The sequence below is a fragment of the Pseudomonas sp. PS02290 genome (genome assembly GCF_029960075.1).
Lineage (GTDB): Bacteria > Pseudomonadota > Gammaproteobacteria > Pseudomonadales > Pseudomonadaceae > Aquipseudomonas.
In genome coordinates this window covers 53,565-71,804 of sequence record NZ_JASCOY010000012.1, presented here as the reverse complement: position 1 = coordinate 71,804, position 18,240 = coordinate 53,565, and the positions used below count along the sequence as shown (strand labels likewise).

Here is an 18,240-nt window from a genome sequence, read left to right as displayed (position 1 = left end):
GCAAGCGGCGCTTAAAGCGGCGTACCGAGCAGAATGTTTGAGGGCGCAAATTGAACCTTGATCTCACCGCCGACCTTGAGCTGCAAGGCGTGCAGCCGGTCCGCATCGACCACCGCGCAGAGAATCTGGTGGCTGGGAAGGACAATTCTGACTTCACTCGGGCCATCCTCGGCGTCGAGAATTTCCTCGATTTGACCGGTGAGGCAATTGTGTCCGGTTGTTTCAGCCTGGTCAGGCGCTATTAATTCCAGCCAGCCGGCCTTGATCAGGGCGAACACATCCGTGCCGATCTCAAGGCCCAGTCGCAAGGTGCTGTCGTGGGTGATCTGCGCCTCGATCGACAAGCCGCCCGCGAGCTGCAACGTGATCATGTCGTTGCGGCCCTGAGAACGAACGCCGCTGACCTGACCATGCAGCTGATTCCGAGCGCTGGTCCGCAGCATCAAGCGGCTGAGCAGAGCGAGGTCGTCAGATTCCTCCGAGGTTTCCAGCAGCTGAGTCTGTAACGCCTGCAGGCGCTGATAGAGCCGCAGCACCCGCTCGCCTTCGGCCGACAATTTGGCGCCGCCGCCTCCACGGCCGCCAACGCTGCGCTCGACCAGCGGTTTTTGCGCCAGATTGTTCAGCTCATCGATGGCGTCCCACGTCGCCTTGTAACTCAGCCCGGCGCTTTTCGCCGCTCGAGTGATCGAACCCTGCTCGGCAATGTGCTGCAACAGCGCGATGCGATGCGGGCGACGAACCATGTGCTGGGTGAGGGAAGGCGGTAGTGACATAGGGGTCGGATGCGCTGGAAGTGATGACGCCGGAGTGTAAGCCAAAACGCCTTGCACCCGAATGCTGCGGATTCCCTGATCTCCTGGCTGGCTAGTCCCCGGGCTTCGGCGTTCTTGCCAGGCAATACACATCCACCGATCTGGCGCCGGCCTTGATCAACAGTGCTGCCAGCGCATTCGCCGTCGAGCCGGTGGTGAGGACGTCGTCAATCAGGGCAAGGTGCTTGCCGATAATCGGCGTGGCGTCCCTCAGCGAAAAGGCAGACGCCAGATTGCGCTTTCTGGCTTTTGCATCCAGACCCTGCTGCGAAGGTGTTTCTTTCACGCGGCGGATCACGCGCTCATCAACAGGCAGTCCCAGGCGAGCGCCGAGCCAGTTCGCCAACATCGCTGCCTGATTGAAGCCTCGCTGGCGCAGTCGTTTTTTGGCGAGCGGCACCGGGATAAGACAATCGGGTCGGCGCATGCCATCGTTGAAGCGATGCTGCAGGGTCTCGCCCAACAGCTCCGCCAGCAGTCGGCCGAGCGGCCATTTCCGCTGATGCTTGAAGCGTGTGACCAGCGCGTCGATCGGGAAGTCGTACAGCCACGGAGCGACGACGTCATTAAAGGCGGGAGGGTTGCGATTGCAGGCGCCGCAGGTCAGGCCGGACATCGGCATGGGCAGCGCGCAACGGTCGCACTGGTCAATCAGCCACGGGAGTTCGCGCTCACAGGGCATGCAGATCGGGGTGCTTGAATCAGTCGCTTCATCGCACAACAAACACGTTTGTGCGTTTTTTAACCAGATGTAAACCTCGTGCCCGTTATATGGTTGACAGCGCATGTCGCTTCCTTAAATATGCCGAACATCCGTGTTGCGCCTGTGGGCTTCCGGTTTTGCCGCTGGGCAAAGCCGCCCGGGTCATCGTCCAGAAAACATCAAGGAGCCGCCCATGAGCGCCAGCATCAATGCCAACCTGCGTCACGACTGGAATCTAGCCGAGGTCAAGGCGCTGTTCACACAGCCATTCAATGACCTGCTGTTTCAGGCGCAAACCGTGCACCGCGCTCACTTCGACGCCAACCGCGTGCAAGTCTCGACCCTGCTGTCGATCAAAACCGGCGCCTGCCCGGAAGACTGCAAGTACTGCCCGCAATCGGGCCACTACAACACCGGTCTGGAAAAAGAAAAGCTGATGCAGGTCCAGCAAGTGCTAGAAGAGGCCGCACGCGCCAAGGCGATTGGTTCGACCCGTTTCTGCATGGGCGCGGCGTGGAAACATCCGTCGGCCAAAGACATGCCCTACGTGCTGGAGATGGTCAAAGGCGTCAAAGCCATGGGCCTGGAAACCTGCATGACCCTCGGCAAGCTGGATCAGGACCAGACCCAAGCGCTGGCTGACGCTGGCCTCGATTACTACAACCACAACCTCGACACGTCGCCGGATTTCTACACCAGCATCATTACCACCCGTACCTACAGCGAGCGCCTGCAGACGCTGGCGTACGTGCGTGATTCGGGAATGAAGATCTGCTCCGGCGGCATCCTGGGCATGGGTGAATCCCTGGACGACCGCGCCAACCTGCTGATCCAGCTGGCTAACCTGCCAGAGCATCCGGAATCCGTGCCGATCAACATGCTGGTGAAGGTGGCCGGCACGCCGCTGGAGAACGCCGAGGATATCGACCCGTTCGACTTCATCCGCATGCTGGCCGTCGCGCGCATCCTGATGCCGCAATCCCACGTGCGCCTGTCCGCAGGCCGCGAAGCCATGAATGACCAGATGCAGGCCCTGGCGTTCTTCGCCGGCGCCAACTCGATCTTCTACGGCGACAAACTGCTGACCACCGCCAACCCTCAGTCCGACAAGGACATGCAGCTGTTCTCGCGTCTGGGCATTCAGCCCGAAGCGCGCGAAGAGCACTCGGACGAGGTGCATCAGGCAGCCATCGAACAAGCGCTGATCGAGCAGAAAAGCAGCGAGCTGTTTTACGACGCGGCTGTTTGATGCGCCTTCGATCCTCCGGTCGGAGTGCAACACACTGTGGGAGTGAGCTTGCTCACGAATGCGTCAGGTAAGGCGGCATCCATGCTGAATGTGCCGTCCTATTCGCGAGCAAGCTCACTCCCACAGGTCTACGTCCGAGCGGGAGATAACGGCGTAGTCATAAATCCGCTCACGAGGCCCGCATGTCCTTTGATCTGAACGCACGTCTCGCTGCCCGTCGTGCCGAGCACCTTTATCGTCAGCGGCCCTTGCTGCAAAGCCCGCAGGGCCCTGAAGTCATTGTCGACGGCAAGCCGCTGCTGGCGTTCTGCAACAACGATTACATGGGCCTGGCCAATCACCCCGAGGTCATCGCGGCCTGGCAGGCCGGCGCCGAACGTTGGGGCGTAGGCGGTGGTGCCTCGCATTTGGTGATCGGCCACAGCACGCCCCATCACGCGCTCGAAGAAGCCCTCGCCGAGTTCACCGGTCGGCCCCGCGCGCTGTTGTTTTCCAACGGTTACATGGCCAACCTCGGCACCGTTACTGCGTTGGTGGGCCAGGGTGACACCGTGCTGGAAGACCGCCTCAATCATGCTTCGTTGCTCGACGCCGGCCTGCTTAGCGGCGCCCGTTTCGCCCGCTACCTGCACAACGATTGCGACAGCCTCGCCAGCCGGTTGGACAAAGCGGTGGGCGACACGCTGGTAGTCACCGACGGTGTGTTCAGCATGGACGGCGACGTCGCTGACCTCCCCGCGCTGGCCAAGGCGGCGAAAGCCAAAAACGCATGGCTGATGGTCGACGATGCACACGGCTTTGGCCCGCTGGGTGCAAACGGTGCGGGTATCGTCGAGCACTTCGGCCTTGGCATCGATGACGTCCCGGTGCTGATCGGCACGCTGGGTAAGTCCTTCGGCACCGCGGGCGCGTTCGTTGCGGGCAGCGAAGAGTTGATCGAAACGCTGATCCAGTTCGCCCGTCCCTACATCTACACCACCAGCCAGCCGCCGGCGCTGGCGTGCGCGACGCTGAAAAGCCTCGAACTGCTGCGCACTGAACACTGGCGGCGTGAGCACCTCGCGGCACTGATTAAACAGTTTCGCGCCGGCGCTCAAGCCCTCGGCCTTGAGCTGATGGACAGTTTCACGCCCATCCAGCCGATCCTGATCGGCGACAGCGGTCGCGCGTTGCGGCTGTCGCAGTTGCTGCGCGAGCGCGGCGTGATGGTCACCGCCATTCGACCGCCGACAGTGCCTGCGGGCAGCGCGCGTTTACGCGTGACATTGTCCGCCGCCCACAGTGAGGCGCAGGTGCAGCTATTGTTGCAGGCACTGGAGCAGTGTTATCCGCTGCTGGGCGTAGACGAATCTTCGGAGCTGGACCATGCGTGATCAGTTGATCCTGTTGCCGGGCTGGGGCCTTGGCGTCTCGCCCCTTGAACCGCTGGCTGCAGCGCTGCGAGGGCTCGACGAACATTTGCGGGTGGTGATCGAGCCGTTGCCTGACATGGACACCGACAATCTCGACGACTGGCTCGATGAACTGGATTCGACATTGCCCGACAACGTCTGGCTGGGCGGTTGGTCGCTGGGCGGCATGCTGGCGACCGAACTGGCCGCGCGCAGGGGCGAGCGCTGCTGTGGTCTGGCGACGTTCGCCAGCAACGTCTGCTTTGTGGCCCGCAGCGAGTGGCCCAACGCGATGCCGCAAACTGATTTCGACGCCTTTATTGCCGGTTGCAAAGCCGATCTGGACGGAACGCTCAAGCGCTTCAGTCTTTTGTGCGTGCAAGGCGCCGAAGAGCCACGGGCGCTGTCGAGACAGTTAAAAGCCTGCGCGCCCCACGGCACCAGCGCCGGCTTGATCGAAGGCCTGAAGCTGCTCGAGCAAATGGACACGCGCAAAGCGCTGCAAGCGTTTCGCGGCCCTCAATTGCACCTGTTTGGCGGCCTTGATGCGTTGGTGCCGGCAGAAGCATCGGCGGATGTTCTGACCTTCCAGCCTGACATCGAAGTCGGCGTGATCGAGCAGGCCAGTCACGCTTTCATTCTGGAAAACCCGCACGGCGTCGCCGCTGCAGTTCATGCGTTTTTACACGAGTCCGGTGATGACTGATCTTTCCCACTGCGCGGTGCTAAAGGCCGTGAAACAGCAACAGGTTAATGGGCAACAGGCACTACCTGACAAGCGTCAGGTGGCGGCGTCCTTCTCGAAGGCCGCGACCAGCTACGACAGCGTGGCCGACTTGCAGCGCGCCGTCGGCACCGAGCTGATGACACGGCTGCCGGACCTGGTGCCATCCCTGTGGCTGGACCTGGGCAGCGGAACAGGGTGTTTCAGCCGCGCGCTGGCGCAGCAGTTTCCCCAAAGCGAAGGGGTTGCGCTGGACCTCGCCGAAGGCATGCTGCGTTATGCACGGTCATTGGGTGGCGCGGTTCATTACGTGGCTGGCGACGCCGAGAACCTGCCGCTGCGCGACGCGAGTGTTGACCTGATGTTCTCCAGCCTGGCGGTGCAATGGTGCCCGGATTTCTCCGCGGTGCTGAGCGAAGCGCGTCGCGTGCTCAAACCGGGTGGCGTATTCGCCTTCGCCAGCCTCTGCGTCGGGACGCTGTTTGAACTGCGCGACAGCTGGCAGGCGGTGGATGGCATGGTCCACGTCAATCGCTTCCGCGAGCGCGAGGAGTATCAACGCCTCTGCACTGCCAGCGGTTTGAACGTGCGCAGCCTCGAAGTGTTGCCCCACGTCTTGCACTATCCCGACGTGCGCAGCCTGACCCATGAACTCAAGGCACTGGGCGCGCACAACATCAATCCGGGTCGTCCGGGAGGCCTGACTGGCCGTGCGCGAATCCAGGCGTTGATGGAGGCGTACGAAAGGTTTCGTCAGGAAGACGGCCTGCCCGCCACGTATCAGGTGGTGTACGGCATTCTGGCGAAATCCGGCGTTGATTAAAGAATGATCTATTTAGTCGGCGTCTGTTAGACGGGCGCTATAGTAAGCAGGGAATAGTTTGAAATATCTGAACGGATGGTCGCCACGATGAGCGCTGCATATTTCATCACGGGAACCGATACCGACGTCGGCAAGACCACCATCGCCACGGGGCTTCTCTACGCGGCGCGGCAGTCGGGGTTGAGCACGGCGGCGGGCAAGCCGGTCGCCTCCGGCTGCGACGTTAAACCCAAGGGGTTGCGCAACTCGGACGCCGTCGCCTTGCGTGCCGAATGTTCGATCCAGCTGACCTACAACGAGGTCAACCCGGTGGCCTTCGAGCCTGCCATCGCGCCCCATCTGGCCGCGCGAGAAGCAGGAGTCGCGCTGACCGTGCAGTCCTTGCTCGGCCCGATGCGGCATATCCTCGATAAGCAGGCTGATTTCACCCTGATCGAAGGGGCTGGCGGCTGGCGCGTTCCACTGGCCGATCAGGCCAATCTGTCTGACCTGGCCATCGCGCTCAACCTGCCGGTGATTCTGGTGGTGGGCGTGCGCCTGGGCTGCATCAGCCATGCGTTGCTGTCAGCCGAAGCCATCGCCAACGACGGTCTGCAACTGGCGGGCTGGGTGGCGAATATCATCGATCCCAAAACGTCTCGGCTTGAAGAGAACCTCGCCACGCTGGCTGAGCGTTTGCCGGCGCCGTGCCTGGGGCGCGTGCCGTTCATGAAGAAGGCAACCGCGGAAATGATCGCCGAGCATCTGCATCTGGAGTTGCTGGATTAAGCGTTAGGGCGTCGCCGAGTGTGAGGTGCGTCACAAGGCGCAATGCCACTAGTCGCGTCGCCGAGTAATCCGGGCGCATTGCTGCTTTAATCGCTGTGTTCGTTCCGAACAGAGGATCGTGCTCATGCAAATCTCACTGAACAACACGTTGTACCCGGGCCTTAGCGCAATGCAGGTCGGGCAGAGCCGTGTCGATCAGGCTGCGACGCAGTTGGCCAGTCCCGCGACTGAAGTGTCCGGGCGCAGTCAGTCTTCGGATTTCCAGCTTGAGCGCCTGCGCTCGGTCGATCGTCCGCAACGCTCCGACATGGCTACCAATGTGGTTGAACTGACCCAAGGCCGGATTCAAGTCCAGGCTGGCGTCAAAGTTGAAAAAGCCAGCGATGAAGCACTCGGCCCGCTGATCGATACCTTCGCCTGATCCCCCCCCCTGGTCGTGCGCCAAAGCGCACGGCTTTGGTCGCTCTTCCTTTCCTGAATAACGCCTCATTCACGCGCCCATCCCGTGCGCGCAGTGGCCTGTATTTCCCTCACGCTCTCTAGACTTAACGCACCGGTCTGAACCGCATGGCGGCGTACGCGCTCGCCTGCATCCCGCACGCCGGGAGGTGATGAAAGTTGCAGGGCGTCCCTTGACAAGGTATAGGCGTAAACGTATGTTTCAAACACCTGTTTGATCGCCGCGTGATCTCAAATCCCGGCGCCGGGGCAATGCCCCACAGTGACCACACGGTCATCCAATTCCAGGATTCACCAGCAGAGGTTTATCGCTATGCCTGACTACAAGGCCCCCTTGCGTGATATTCGCTTCGTCCGTGACGAGCTGCTCGGCTACGAAGCGCACTATCAGAGTCTGCCAGCATGCCAGGACGCCACGCCTGACATGGTTGACGCCATTCTCGAGGAAGGCGCCAAGTTTTGTGAGCAGGTCCTGGCCCCGCTGAACCGTGTCGGTGACACCGAAGGCTGCACCTGGAGCGAGTCCGGCGTAAAAACGCCGACCGGATTCAAGGAAGCCTACAAACAGTTCGTCGAAGGCGGCTGGCCGAGCCTGGCCCACGACGTCGCCCATGGTGGCCAGGGTCTGCCCGAGTCGCTGGGTCTGGCGGTCAGTGAAATGGTCGGCGAAGCCAACTGGTCGTGGGGCATGTACCCGGGCCTTTCCCATGGTGCGATGAACACCATCTCCCAGCACGGCACCCCTGAGCAGCAAGACGCTTACCTGACCAAACTGGTTTCGGGTGAATGGACCGGCACCATGTGCCTGACCGAACCTCACTGCGGCACCGACCTGGGCATGCTGCGCACCAAGGCCGAGCCTCAGGCTGACGGCTCGTACAAAGTGTCCGGCACCAAGATCTTCATTTCCGCTGGCGAACACGACATGGCCGATAACATCGTCCACATCGTGCTGGCCCGCCTGCCCGACGCACCTGCTGGCACCAAAGGCATTTCCCTGTTCATCGTGCCGAAATTCGTGCCGGCCGCTGACGGCAGCGTCGGTGAGCGCAATGCTGTGACCTGCGGTTCGCTGGAACACAAGATGGGCATTCACGGCAACGCCACCTGCGTGATGAACTTCGACGGCGCCACGGGCTTCCTGATCGGCCCGCCGAACAAGGGCCTGAACTGCATGTTCACCTTCATGAACACCGCACGTCTGGGCACTGCGCTGCAAGGGCTCGCCCACGCCGAGATCGGTTTCCAGGGCGGCCTGAAATACGCCCGCGAGCGTCTGCAGATGCGTTCGCTGACTGGCCCGAAAGCGCCGGAAAAAGCCGCTGACCCGATCATCGTTCACCCTGACGTGCGTCGCATGCTGCTGACCATGAAGGCCTTCGCCGAGGGGACTCGTGCGATGGTGTACTTCACCGCCAAGCAGGTCGACATCGCCAAATACAGCGACGACCCCGAAGCCAAGAAGCAAGCTGACGGCCTGCTGGCATTCATGACGCCGATCGCCAAGGCGTTCATGACTGAAGTCGGTTTCGAAGCCGCCAACCACGGCGTGCAGATCTATGGCGGCCACGGCTTCATCGCCGAGTGGGGCATGGAGCAGAACGTTCGCGACGCCCGTATTGCCATGCTGTACGAAGGCACCACCGGTATTCAGGCGCTCGACCTGCTGGGTCGAAAAGTACTGATGACTCAAGGCGAGGCGCTCAAGGGCTTCACCAAGATCGTCCACAAGTTCTGCCAGTCCCAGGAAGGCAACGAAGCGATCAGCGAGTTCGTGGCGCCGCTCGCTGCGCTGAACAAAGAATGGGGCGAACTGACCATGAAGGTCGGCATGGCCGCCATGAAAGACCGTGAAGAAGTCGGTGCCGCTTCGGTGGATTACCTGATGTTCTCCGGTTATGCCTGCCTGGCGTACTTCTGGGCTGACATGGCTCGTGTGGCAGCCGAGAAACTGGCGGCCGGCACCAGCGAAGAAGCCTTCTACACCGCCAAGCTGCAGACAGCGCGCTTCTACTTCCAGCGTATTCTGCCGCGCACCCGCACTCACGTGGCAACCATGCTGTCGGGCGCAAGCAACCTGATGGACATGAACGAAGAACACTTCGGCCTGGCTTACTAAGTCACCGCAAGCGTTTCCCTCAAGCCGCTTGTCCTCAGGGACAAGCGGCTTTTTTGTGCCTGCCGATCCTTGTCCCAAGGCCATGCACATTCTTCCTCATCCTATGCATGACGCGGCCGATACAGGCACAATGCCATTTAATCAGCGCTCGCATCTTTCGGTGAGGAGATAGTCCTTTTGCTGCGCCCCTCTGCCGCACGGCTCAGTCATTTTTTACCCTCTCTGGCCTTGCTGATTGCCGGACTGGCGGCCGCGTACGTGAAAGACCTCAACGTCTTCTTCACCTCACTCTTCAACGTGCTGCCCACGCTGGTGCTGTTGCTGGGCGGCGCGTATTGCGGGGTTTACAAGCGGCAGCGTGAACTGTTCCTGATGATCACGGTGTACATCGCCTATTTCCTGCTCGACACACAGACCGACTATTACCGCGATAACGGAAAGGTCCGAGAGGACGCCGCCGTGGTGTTTCATCTGTGCTGCCTGTTGCTCCCGGTCATGTTCGGCCTGTTTGCCGCGTGGGAAGAGCGGACCCATCTGTTTCAAGACCTTGTCGCTCGACTGGCGGTACTGGTCGCCGTCGGCAGCGTCGCGCTGGGACTCGAACAGAGCTTCCCCGCCGTGCTGCTCGCCTGGCTCGCCGACATCCGCTGGCCGGCGCTGCACGGAGACTGGATGAGCCTCATCCAGTTGTCCTACGTGACGTTTTTCATCGCGTTCGCCGTGTTGATCACCCAGTACCTCTATAAGCCGCGCCCCCTGCATGCCGCTCAACTGGTGGGGTTGCTCGGAATGTTCTGGGCGTTGCCGAAAACCTTCATCCTGCCGTTCACCCTGAACATCATGTGCAGCCAGGTGATGTTGATGATTGCCGCAGCGGTCGCGCACGAGGCCTATCAAATGGCGTTCCGCGACGAACTGACCGGGCTGCCAGGCCGACGCGCACTCAATGAGCGGATGCAGCGACTGGGCCGCAATTACGTGCTGGCGATGAGCGACGTCGATCACTTCAAGAAATTCAACGACACACACGGTCATGATGTCGGCGATCAGGTGCTGCGTCTGGTGGCGAGCAAATTGTCGAAGATCACCAACGGCGGCGGGCGCGCCTATCGATATGGCGGTGAAGAGTTCGCCATCGTGTTTGCCGGCAAAACCCTGGAAGAGTGCATGCCGCACCTTGAAGTCATTCGCGAAACCATTGCCAGCTATCAGATTCACCTGCGCAACCAGGACAATCGTCCAAACGATGACCTGCAAGGGCGTCAGCGTCGAGCGGGCTCTCAGGCATCAACAGTTTCGGTGACCGTCAGCATTGGCGTGGCCGAGCGCCTGCCCGAGCACCGCAATCCGGAAGAGGTCCTAAAATCCGCCGATCAGGCGCTGTATGCCGCCAAAGGCGCTGGCCGTAACTGCGTCATCAGCCATGCGCAAACCAGCAAGCGCGGCGCTGTTCGCATGGCCGCAGCCGGCTAAAACCTACTCCTTTTCATCACCCAACGAACGCATACGCAGCCATGTGCGGGAAGAACTCGACTGTCGCTCTATCGTGACCGGATCCTTGGTAATAGTCACGCGTTGACCCTATGTGTCGCAAATGGTGTTCAGGTACACTCGTTCCACTGACACATCGGCGCCGCAATCTCCGTGCTGTGCCGCTCCTCCCCCGAGTTCTTTGCCGCTGAAACGAGGTTTGCCATGGCTGACTACAAAGCGCCCTTGCGCGATATGCGCTTCGTCCTCAATGAAGTGTTCGAAGTCTCCCGACTTTGGGCCACGCTTCCCGAACTGTCTGAAACCGTGGACGCCGAGACCGTCGAGGCGATTCTCGAAGAGGCGGGCAAAGTCACTGGCAGATCCGTCGCACCGCTGAGCCGCGCGGCCGATGAGGAAGGCTGCCACTGGAAAGACACCGTTGTCACCACACCTGCAGGTTTCGTTCAAGCGTACAAAACGTATGCGGAAGGGGGATGGGTCGGCGTCGGCGGCAATCCGGAATTCGGCGGCATGGGCATGCCCAAGGCGGTCTCTGCTCAAGTCGAAGAGATGGTCAACTCCGCCAGCCTGGCGTTCGGGCTGTACCCGATGTTGACGTCCGGCGCCTGCGTCTCGATCAATAACCACGCCAGCGAAGCGCTGAAAACCAAATACCTGCCGAACATGTACGCCGGCATATGGGCCGGTTCGATGTGCCTGACCGAAGCCCACGCCGGCACGGATCTCGGGATTATCCGCACGAAAGCGGAGCCGCAGACCGATGGGTCCTACAAGGTCAGCGGTACTAAAATCTTCATCACCGGCGGCGAGCACGACCTCACCGAGAACATCATCCATTTGGTGCTGGCCAAACTGCCCGACGCACCGGCCGGGCCGAAGGGCATTTCGCTGTTCCTCGTGCCGAAAATCATGGTCAACGACGACGGCAGCCTGGGTGAGCGCAACACGGTGTTCTGCGGGTCCATTGAGCACAAAATGGGCATTCAGGCATCGGCCACCTGCGTGCTGAATTTTGATCAGGCCAAGGGCTACCTGATCGGGGAGCCGAATAAAGGCCTCGCGGCGATGTTCACCATGATGAATTACGAGCGCTTGGGTGTAGGCATTCAGGGCCTGGCGTCCGGCGAGCGTTCGTATCAGAACGCGATCGAGTACGCCCGCGACCGTCTGCAAAGCCGGGCACCGACAGGCGCGCAGTCCAAAGACACCATTGCCGACCCGATCATCGTTCACCCCGATGTGCGCCGCATGCTGTTGACAATGAAGGCGCTGAACGAAGGCGGTCGCGCGTTCTCGACGTACGTGGCCATGCAACTGGACACCGCCAAGTACAGCGAAAACGCCGACGTGCGTCAGCGCGCCGATGCGTTGGTTGCACTGCTGACGCCTGTTGCCAAGGCCTTTCTCACCGACATGGGCCTGGACACCACCGTGCACGGTCAGCAGGTGTTCGGCGGTCATGGCTACATTCGCGAATGGGGCCAGGAACAACTGGTGCGTGACGTGCGCATTACCCAGATCTACGAAGGCACCAACGGCATTCAGGCACTGGACCTGATGGGTCGTAAGGTTGTCGCCAGTGGCGGGGCGTACTACAAGCTGTTCTCTGACGAAGTCCGTGAATTCATTGCGTCGTCTGACAGCTCGCAGGCCGAGTTCACCAAGCCGTTGGCCGCTGCCTTGACCACGCTGGACGAATTGACCGACTGGGTGCTGGACCGGGCGCGTAGCAACCCGAATGAAATCGGTGCCGCTTCCGTCGAGTATCTGCATGTATTCGGATACACGGCGTACGCCTACATGTGGGCGATGATGGCAAACGCGGCGTGGGGCAAGGAAACTCAGGAAGATTTCTACGCCAGTAAGCTGGGCACTGCGCGTTTCTACTTCGCGCGTCTGCTGCCTCGAATTCAGTCCCTTTCAGCGTCGGTGAGGGCTGGCAGTGAGTCGCTGTACCTATTGGAGGCGTCACAGTTCTGACACCACGAAAATCATGTAAGCATTCGCTTACATGACGTGGTGGCATTCGGCTCTATCGCTCCAGTGGATCCAAGTTTAATCTACTCACATGGACGTAGCGCAGGACGCGCAACAGATAACAGGGACACGTAAGGGATTGCCTGCCAGGACGGCGGGAAGAAATGGAAGTCATGGGAAACAGTCTGGAAAACCTCGCTTAGGCGGGGTTTTCTTTTTTCTGCTTCCTGGAAAAGTCCTATTCCTTCGACCGCTTCGGTTGGCGCGCCTGCGCGAGAAGGTAATGGCTTGACGATAGCGCTGCGGAACCCCTGTAACGACCCAAGGTCGATTAGCTGTGCGGCCCCCATTGGGCCATTAACCAGGAGCTTCACCCATGGACATCATTCGCATCATCATCGCCATCCTGCTGCCACCCCTGGGCGTGTTCCTGCAAGTCGGCTTCGCCGGTGCCTTCTGGCTGAACATCCTGCTGACCCTGTTGGGCTACATCCCGGGGATCATCCACGCGATCTACATCATTGTCAGTCGCAAGTAACTCAATCCGCTTAACACCGCGCTTCCTGTCTCAGGTCAGCTGACATAGAGTCCGACGTCGGACTTTATGATCAGGAAGGTCAGGGATGGACGTTGTTTTGGGATTACTCGCCGCTCTGTTCTGGGGCGGCACAGATTTTCTGGTAGGGCTCAATGCCCGTGCCGTTGGGGTCAAGCGAGCGGTTTACTTCGGTCAGGCGCTTGGCTTTCTGATCATGTGCATTCTGTTGCTGTGCTTCCCGGCTTTCATCTCCCAATCATTCTCTGCGCCTTGGCACACGTGGCTTCTGGGTGTACTCGCTTCGGTTTTCACGGTCAGTGGTGCGCTGGCGTTATCCAAAGCGTTCTCGCTCGGCAAAGCTTCGATTGTGGCTCCACTGGTGACGTCGTACGGCGTCTTCACCACGCTGTTCTCGTGGGCGAGCGGCGAGCACATCTCGATGACGCAGCTGTTGTTGATCGCGTTGTGCGTGCTGGGAGTCGTTCTGTCGAGCATCACGTCAGGTAACGATTCCACGGCGAAAAAGCACAACCAGCAAGCGATTGTCTACGCACTGGGCGCCGCCTTGCTGTACGGATCGAGCTTCTGGATGCAGGGCCGTTACGCGTTGCCAGCACTGGGCCCGGTCACGATGCTCTGGCTGGGGTATCTGGTCGGGCTCGCCGTTTTGTCGCCGATGATTTTGCGAATGAAAGACGCCCTGAAGTTGCCGCCTGCACGCGCCGGGGTAACCCTTGTGGCGGCAAGCCTGCTCAACCTGGGTGGGTTTTCTGCGTTCTCGTATGGCGCGATGGTGGGATCGATTTCCGTGGTCACCGTCATCAGTACCCTGTCAGGAGGTATCGCCGCCGTGCTTGGCTTCCTGTTCTTCAAAGAGCGGCTCAGCGCCATTCAGGTCTGCGGGGTGGGGCTGGTATTGATCGGTGCCGTGGCGCTGCACGTTTATGGATGAGCCAATCACGGGCTCGCGCGGTTACACATGGCGATGTCGCGGGTTTGACAGTTTACGCACAAGCTGTGGGAGCGAGCTTGCTCGCGAAGGGGCCGGTACAACCGCTAAAATTCCAGCGGTTGAAATGTCTTCTTCGTGAGCAAGCTCATTCCCACATGATCGCGTTGGCCAGGTGCGTCAGTGGCTGACGCGCAAAACGTCCGACACCTCACCCATCAATCACCTTGCGGTAAAACGCCCATTCGGTTTCCAGTGCATGGGCCTGGTTGGCGGCTTTGCGGAAGCCGTGGCGTTCGTCGGGGTAGAAGTGCCCTTCCGCCGGTATGCCGTTTTCCAGTAACGCATTGAGCATGTCGCGGGTCTGGGCGGGGACGACCACGGCGTCGAGTTCGCCCTGGAAGAAGATCACCGGGACCTTGATCTGGTCAGCATGCAGCAGCGGCGTGCGTTTCCGGTAGCGCCCCATGTCGACATCGGGGTCGCCGATCAGCCAGTCCAGGTAATCCGCTTCGAACTTGTGCGTGGCCTCCGCCAGTGCCAGCGGATCGCTCACCCCATACAGGCTTGCCCCTGCGCGGAACACATCCTTGAACGCCAGTGCGCACAGCGTCGTATAGCCACCTGCACTGCCCCCGCGAATGAATGCGTTTTCCGGATCGATCAGGCCCTGATTGCCCAGGTATTCAACCACTGCGCAGGCGTCTTCGACATCGACAACGCCCCATTCCAGAAACAGTGCCTGGCGATAGGCGCGGCCGTAACCGGTGCTGCCGCGATAGTTGAGGTCGGCGACGGCGAAGCCCCGCTGCGTCCAGAACTGAATGCGCGGGTCCAGTGCGGGGTAGCACGCGGAGGTCGGGCCGCCGTGGATAAACACCACCAGCGGCGGCTTGTCGTCGCCATTCATGGCCGGATAGAAATACCCGTGCGCTTCGCTGGAGCCGCTCGGATAACGCAGGGTTTGCGGCTGGCTGATGCGCTCAATGGGGAGCGGGCTCATGCCGCCGGCCAGCACCTGAACGCGCTTGTCAGCACGACTGATGACAATGACAGCAGAAGGGCTGACGGGGGACGCGGCGATGCAATAGACATAGTCCGAGTCCACCGCGAGGCTTCTGAAACGGCTGTAATCGCCGCTGAAATCGTCAACTGAACCCTGCGCCGAGCGCACGCCGAGCAGGCCTTTGCCGTCTTCGAACCAGGCGGCGAGGTACGCACCGTCGCCAAGCGGCGCCCAAGTTGACGCGCCCAGTTGCCACGGCGCCGACGCGTGGTCGGCAGGGGCGGCAGGAAGTGCTTCAAAACCATCCAGCGTCTCAACCCACGGCTGCCAGAAGCCGGCGCGGTCGGTCAGGCAATACAAGCGGCCAGTTTCATCAAAGCGGGGTTGCTGCAGGGATTCCAGCCCCAACCCGCCCGCGAGGCAGTGCGGCCTGCCCCATGAGAAGTCGGGCTGGCGTTCGACGCTCATCAGTCGCGAGGACGTCCAGGGCTGATGGGGCCGCCACCACTCGATCCACACCAGACGATTGCCATCCGGGCTGACGGAGGGCGACGCATAAAAGTCGGCACCTTCGGCCAGTACGTGGCGGCGGCCGTCGGAGACGTCGAATCCGACCAACCGATGAGTATCCTTATCCTCCTCAACCGCCAGAATCTGCCCACGCGCATAGCGGACATCTCCGAAGAGCTTGTCGCCTTGGGTCAGGGGTTGAGGCGTTTGGGAATCGAAGGGCTGGAGGTAAATCTGCTGGTCCGCTTCGTTGACGAACACCACGGCATCGTCAGTCAGGCAGAACGAACCGCCGCCGTATTCATACACCCGGCTGCGCACGCTGAAACCCTCGGGGGTCAGGCAAGCAGTCGCGCCGTCGTGCCAGCGCCAGATGCGCGTCGCGGCATCCTGCGGGCGGAATTCACTCCAGAAAAGCCCCGCAGGGCTGACGCTGAGTTCGGCGAAATCGGTGCCTGCCGCCACAGCCTGGGCGGCAGAAAGAAGGTCAGGACTTGGCGATGAGGCGTGAGTTTCGTTCATTGCGGAAGGCCAGTTGCTCGATGGTCTGGCTAGCATACTCGGCTTCATCACGGGCCTGGGTGATCAAGTGATGCTGCGGCGACTTGCTGCACACCGGGTCCGTGTTGCTCGCATCGCCGGTGAGCATGAATGCCTGACAACGGCAGCCGCCGAAGTCCTTTTCCTTCTCGTCGCAGGAGCGGCAAGGCTCTGGCATCCACTCGTAACCGCGAAAGCGATTGAAGCCGAACGACTCATACCAGATGTGCTGCATCGTGTGATCGCGCACGTTGGGGAACTGGATTGGCATCTGCCGCGCGCCATGGCACGGCAGCGCAGTGCCGTCCGGCGTCACGGTCAGGAACAGATTGCCCCAGCCGTTCATGCACGCTTTTGGGCGCTCTTCGTAGTAATCGGGGGTGACGAAGATCAGCTTCACCGGGTGGTTTTCCGCGGCGAGCTTGACCCGGTATTCGTTGGTGATGCGTTCGGCGCGCACAAGTTGGTCTTTGGTCGGCAGCAAGCCCACACGATTCAGGTGCGCCCAGCCGTAGAACTGACAGGTCGCCAGCTCCACGAAGTCAGCTTCCAGCGCCACACAAAGCTCGATGATCTTGTCGATCTTGTCGATGTTATGCCGGTGGGTCACGAAGTTGAGGACCATCGGATAGCCATGCTTTTTCACGGCGCGGGCCATTTCCAGCTTCTGCGCAAAGGCTTTCTTCGAGCCGGCGAGCATGTTGTTCACTTGCTCGTCGCTGGCCTGGAAGCTGATCTGGATGTGGTCCAGCCCGGCTTCCTTGAAGTCGATGATCTTCTGCTCGGTCAGGCCGATGCCGGAGGTGATCAGGTTGGTGTAGAAGCCCAGCCGCCGCGCTTCGGCAATCAGCTCGGCCAGGTCCTGACGCACCAGCGGCTCGCCGCCCGAGAAGCCGATCTGCGCCGCGCCCATCTGCCGGGCTTCGGCCATGACTTTGAACCATTGCTCGGTGCTCAACTCTTGGCCCTGCTTGGCAAAATCCAGCGGGTTGGAGCAATACGGGCATTGCAACGGGCAGCGATAGGTCAGCTCGGCAAGCAGCCACAGCGGCAGCCCAACCGGGGGCGTGGGCGGAATGTGGACATCGGACTGAGTATTCACTGAGTCAGGCAAATTCGATCCAGAGTTCTGCACGGGCGACCTCCATGAATTGCTCGACGTCGGTGCCGAGTTCGGGGACGCCGGGGAATTTTTCGTCAAGCAGCGCAATGATGGCGCCGACGCTGCGCTGCCCGTCAATCAGGCCACCGATCGCACTCGCGCTTTCATTGAGCTTGATCATGCCCTCGGGGTAGAGCAGCACGTAACCGTTTTGCGCCGGCTCGAACTGGAAACGATAACCGCGGCGCCAGTTGGGCACCTGTTCGCGATTGAAGCTCATAGGGCGATTCCTTTGTGCCAGACGCGTTGGTCGGTCACGCTGTGATAGGGCGGGCGGTTCAGCTCGTAGGCCATGCTCATGGCATCGAGCATGCTCCACAAAATGTCGAGTTTGAACTGCAGAATTTCCAGCATGCGCTGCTGGCCTTCCCGCGTGGTGTAGTGCTGCAGCGTGATCGCCAGACCATGCTCGACGTCGCGGCGGGCCTGACCCAGGCGGGTGCGGAAGTATTCGTAGCCGGTCGGGTCGATCCACGGGTAGTGCTGCGGCCAGCTGTCCAGGCGCGACTGATGGATCTGCGGCGCAAACAGCTCGGTCAGCGAACTGCTCGCTGCTTCCTGCCAGTTGGCGCGGCGGGCAAAGTTGACGTAGGCGTCGACGGCAAATCGTACGCCCGGCAGGACGAGCTCCTGCGAGCGCAACTGGTCAGGGTCCAGTCCCACGGCCTGACCCAGACGCAACCAGGCTTCAATGCCACCGTCTTCACCGGGGGCGCCGTCATGATCCAGCAAGCGCTGTATCCACTCGCGGCGGATCTCCCGGTCCGGGCAGTTGGCCAGGATCGCAGCGTCCTTCAGCGGGATATTCACCTGATAGTAGAACCGGTTGGCGACCCAGCCCTGAATCTGCTCGCGGGTCGCGCGCCCTTCGTACATCGCCACATGGAAAGGGTGATAGATGTGGTAATACGCGCCCTTGGCGCGCAGGGCCTGTTCGAATTCAACGGGGGACAGCGGCGTTGCATCGTTCATGTCGGCAGTTCTCGTCAAGAATTTCCGCAGATCCCGTTGGC

General features: G+C 60.9%; 17 protein-coding genes. 11 read left to right on the top strand and 6 right to left on the bottom strand.

Features of this window, described 5'->3' with window-relative positions; genetic code table 11:
• Window positions 1–11: 11 nt before the first annotated feature.
• Both QMX88_RS08765 and QMX88_RS08760 read right to left on the bottom strand, forming a co-directional pair.
• Window positions 12–776, bottom strand: coding sequence for a TOBE domain-containing protein (locus tag QMX88_RS08765; RefSeq protein WP_282368286.1), 765 nt, complete (start codon window positions 774–776; stop codon window positions 12–14).
• Between the two features lie 91 nt (window positions 777–867).
• On the bottom strand, window positions 868–1,602 hold the full coding sequence (locus QMX88_RS08760; protein WP_282368284.1) for a ComF family protein: 735 nt from the start codon (window positions 1,600–1,602) through the stop codon (window positions 868–870).
• Between the two features lie 109 nt (window positions 1,603–1,711).
• Between QMX88_RS08760 and bioB the strand changes: the two genes are divergently transcribed.
• From bioB to QMX88_RS08705, 11 genes are all read left to right on the top strand, one after another.
• Entirely contained in the window at window positions 1,712–2,767 is a 1,056-nt protein-coding gene (gene bioB / locus QMX88_RS08755) for a biotin synthase BioB (protein ID WP_192173140.1), read from the top strand.
• 182 nt (window positions 2,768–2,949) lie between these two features.
• Window positions 2,950–4,140 carry an 8-amino-7-oxononanoate synthase gene (gene bioF / locus QMX88_RS08750; protein ID WP_282368282.1) on the top strand — a complete coding sequence of 397 codons (1,191 nt, stop codon included), beginning with the start codon at window positions 2,950–2,952 and terminating at the stop codon, window positions 4,138–4,140.
• Window positions 4,133–4,864: an alpha/beta fold hydrolase gene (locus QMX88_RS08745; protein WP_282368280.1), complete on the top strand. Its 732-nt coding sequence runs from the start codon at window positions 4,133–4,135 to the stop codon at window positions 4,862–4,864. Before bioF ends, QMX88_RS08745 begins: the two co-directional genes overlap by 8 nt.
• Entirely contained in the window at window positions 4,857–5,705 is an 849-nt protein-coding gene (gene bioC / locus QMX88_RS08740) for a malonyl-ACP O-methyltransferase BioC (RefSeq protein WP_282368278.1), read from the top strand. Before QMX88_RS08745 ends, bioC begins: the two co-directional genes overlap by 8 nt.
• A gap of 87 nt (window positions 5,706–5,792) precedes the next feature.
• Window positions 5,793–6,473 carry a dethiobiotin synthase gene (gene bioD / locus QMX88_RS08735; protein WP_192173136.1) on the top strand — a complete coding sequence of 227 codons (681 nt, stop codon included), beginning with the start codon at window positions 5,793–5,795 and terminating at the stop codon, window positions 6,471–6,473.
• A 124-nt stretch (window positions 6,474–6,597) separates the two neighbouring features.
• Complete coding sequence (locus tag QMX88_RS08730) at window positions 6,598–6,894, top strand: pyrroloquinoline quinone biosynthesis protein PqqE (RefSeq protein WP_282368275.1); 297 nt, start codon at window positions 6,598–6,600, stop codon at window positions 6,892–6,894.
• A gap of 351 nt (window positions 6,895–7,245) precedes the next feature.
• Window positions 7,246–9,051 carry a phenylacyl-CoA dehydrogenase gene (locus QMX88_RS08725; RefSeq protein ID WP_282368273.1) on the top strand — a complete coding sequence of 602 codons (1,806 nt, stop codon included), beginning with the start codon at window positions 7,246–7,248 and terminating at the stop codon, window positions 9,049–9,051.
• A 177-nt stretch (window positions 9,052–9,228) separates the two neighbouring features.
• Window positions 9,229–10,524 (top strand): GGDEF domain-containing protein, encoded by a 1,296-nt coding sequence (locus tag QMX88_RS08720; RefSeq protein WP_282368271.1) that lies wholly within the window; start codon window positions 9,229–9,231, stop codon window positions 10,522–10,524.
• 222 nt (window positions 10,525–10,746) lie between these two features.
• Complete coding sequence (locus QMX88_RS08715) at window positions 10,747–12,525, top strand: acyl-CoA dehydrogenase C-terminal domain-containing protein (protein WP_282368269.1); 1,779 nt, start codon at window positions 10,747–10,749, stop codon at window positions 12,523–12,525.
• A gap of 373 nt (window positions 12,526–12,898) precedes the next feature.
• Complete coding sequence (locus QMX88_RS08710; protein WP_037019089.1) at window positions 12,899–13,060, top strand: YqaE/Pmp3 family membrane protein; 162 nt, start codon at window positions 12,899–12,901, stop codon at window positions 13,058–13,060.
• A gap of 85 nt (window positions 13,061–13,145) precedes the next feature.
• Window positions 13,146–14,012 carry a DMT family transporter gene (locus tag QMX88_RS08705; RefSeq protein WP_282368259.1) on the top strand — a complete coding sequence of 289 codons (867 nt, stop codon included), beginning with the start codon at window positions 13,146–13,148 and terminating at the stop codon, window positions 14,010–14,012.
• A gap of 208 nt (window positions 14,013–14,220) precedes the next feature.
• On the opposite strand, the gene QMX88_RS08700 is transcribed toward QMX88_RS08705, so the two are convergent.
• The 4 genes from QMX88_RS08700 to pqqC are packed head-to-tail and all read right to left on the bottom strand — an operon-like array spanning window position 14,221 to window position 18,199.
• Window positions 14,221–16,047, bottom strand: a complete 1,827-nt coding sequence (locus QMX88_RS08700) for a S9 family peptidase (protein ID WP_282368257.1) — start codon at window positions 16,045–16,047, stop codon at window positions 14,221–14,223.
• A complete protein-coding gene (gene pqqE, locus QMX88_RS08695; RefSeq protein WP_282368255.1) occupies window positions 16,013–17,200 on the bottom strand; it encodes a pyrroloquinoline quinone biosynthesis protein PqqE in 1,188 nt (395 codons plus the stop codon). The genes QMX88_RS08700 and pqqE overlap by 35 nt, the downstream gene beginning before the upstream one ends.
• Window positions 17,172–17,447 (bottom strand): pyrroloquinoline quinone biosynthesis peptide chaperone PqqD, encoded by a 276-nt coding sequence (pqqD, locus tag QMX88_RS08690; RefSeq protein ID WP_282368254.1) that lies wholly within the window; start codon window positions 17,445–17,447, stop codon window positions 17,172–17,174. The genes pqqE and pqqD overlap by 29 nt, the downstream gene beginning before the upstream one ends.
• The gene (gene pqqC, locus QMX88_RS08685; RefSeq protein WP_282368253.1) at window positions 17,444–18,199 is read right to left on the bottom strand and encodes a pyrroloquinoline-quinone synthase PqqC; all 756 of its coding nucleotides are present in this window, start codon (window positions 18,197–18,199) and stop codon (window positions 17,444–17,446) included. The genes pqqD and pqqC overlap by 4 nt, the downstream gene beginning before the upstream one ends.
• Between the last annotated feature and the right edge of the window lie 41 nt (window positions 18,200–18,240).

Coding starts and splice junctions, on each gene's coding strand:
- QMX88_RS08765 (WP_282368286.1), bottom strand. CDS start 776: ATGTCACTACCGCCTTCCCTCACCCAGCACATGGTTCGTCGCCCGCAT.
- QMX88_RS08760 (WP_282368284.1), bottom strand. CDS start 1,602: ATGCGCTGTCAACCATATAACGGGCACGAGGTTTACATCTGGTTAAAA.
- bioB (WP_192173140.1), top strand. CDS start 1,712: ATGAGCGCCAGCATCAATGCCAACCTGCGTCACGACTGGAATCTAGCC.
- bioF (WP_282368282.1), top strand. CDS start 2,950: ATGTCCTTTGATCTGAACGCACGTCTCGCTGCCCGTCGTGCCGAGCAC.
- QMX88_RS08745 (WP_282368280.1), top strand. CDS start 4,133: ATGCGTGATCAGTTGATCCTGTTGCCGGGCTGGGGCCTTGGCGTCTCG.
- bioC (WP_282368278.1), top strand. CDS start 4,857: ATGACTGATCTTTCCCACTGCGCGGTGCTAAAGGCCGTGAAACAGCAA.
- bioD (WP_192173136.1), top strand. CDS start 5,793: ATGAGCGCTGCATATTTCATCACGGGAACCGATACCGACGTCGGCAAG.
- QMX88_RS08730 (WP_282368275.1), top strand. CDS start 6,598: ATGCAAATCTCACTGAACAACACGTTGTACCCGGGCCTTAGCGCAATG.
- QMX88_RS08725 (WP_282368273.1), top strand. CDS start 7,246: ATGCCTGACTACAAGGCCCCCTTGCGTGATATTCGCTTCGTCCGTGAC.
- QMX88_RS08715 (WP_282368269.1), top strand. CDS start 10,747: ATGGCTGACTACAAAGCGCCCTTGCGCGATATGCGCTTCGTCCTCAAT.
- QMX88_RS08710 (WP_037019089.1), top strand. CDS start 12,899: ATGGACATCATTCGCATCATCATCGCCATCCTGCTGCCACCCCTGGGC.
- QMX88_RS08705 (WP_282368259.1), top strand. CDS start 13,146: ATGGACGTTGTTTTGGGATTACTCGCCGCTCTGTTCTGGGGCGGCACA.
- QMX88_RS08700 (WP_282368257.1), bottom strand. CDS start 16,047: ATGAACGAAACTCACGCCTCATCGCCAAGTCCTGACCTTCTTTCTGCC.
- pqqD (WP_282368254.1), bottom strand. CDS start 17,447: ATGAGCTTCAATCGCGAACAGGTGCCCAACTGGCGCCGCGGTTATCGT.
- pqqC (WP_282368253.1), bottom strand. CDS start 18,199: ATGAACGATGCAACGCCGCTGTCCCCCGTTGAATTCGAACAGGCCCTG.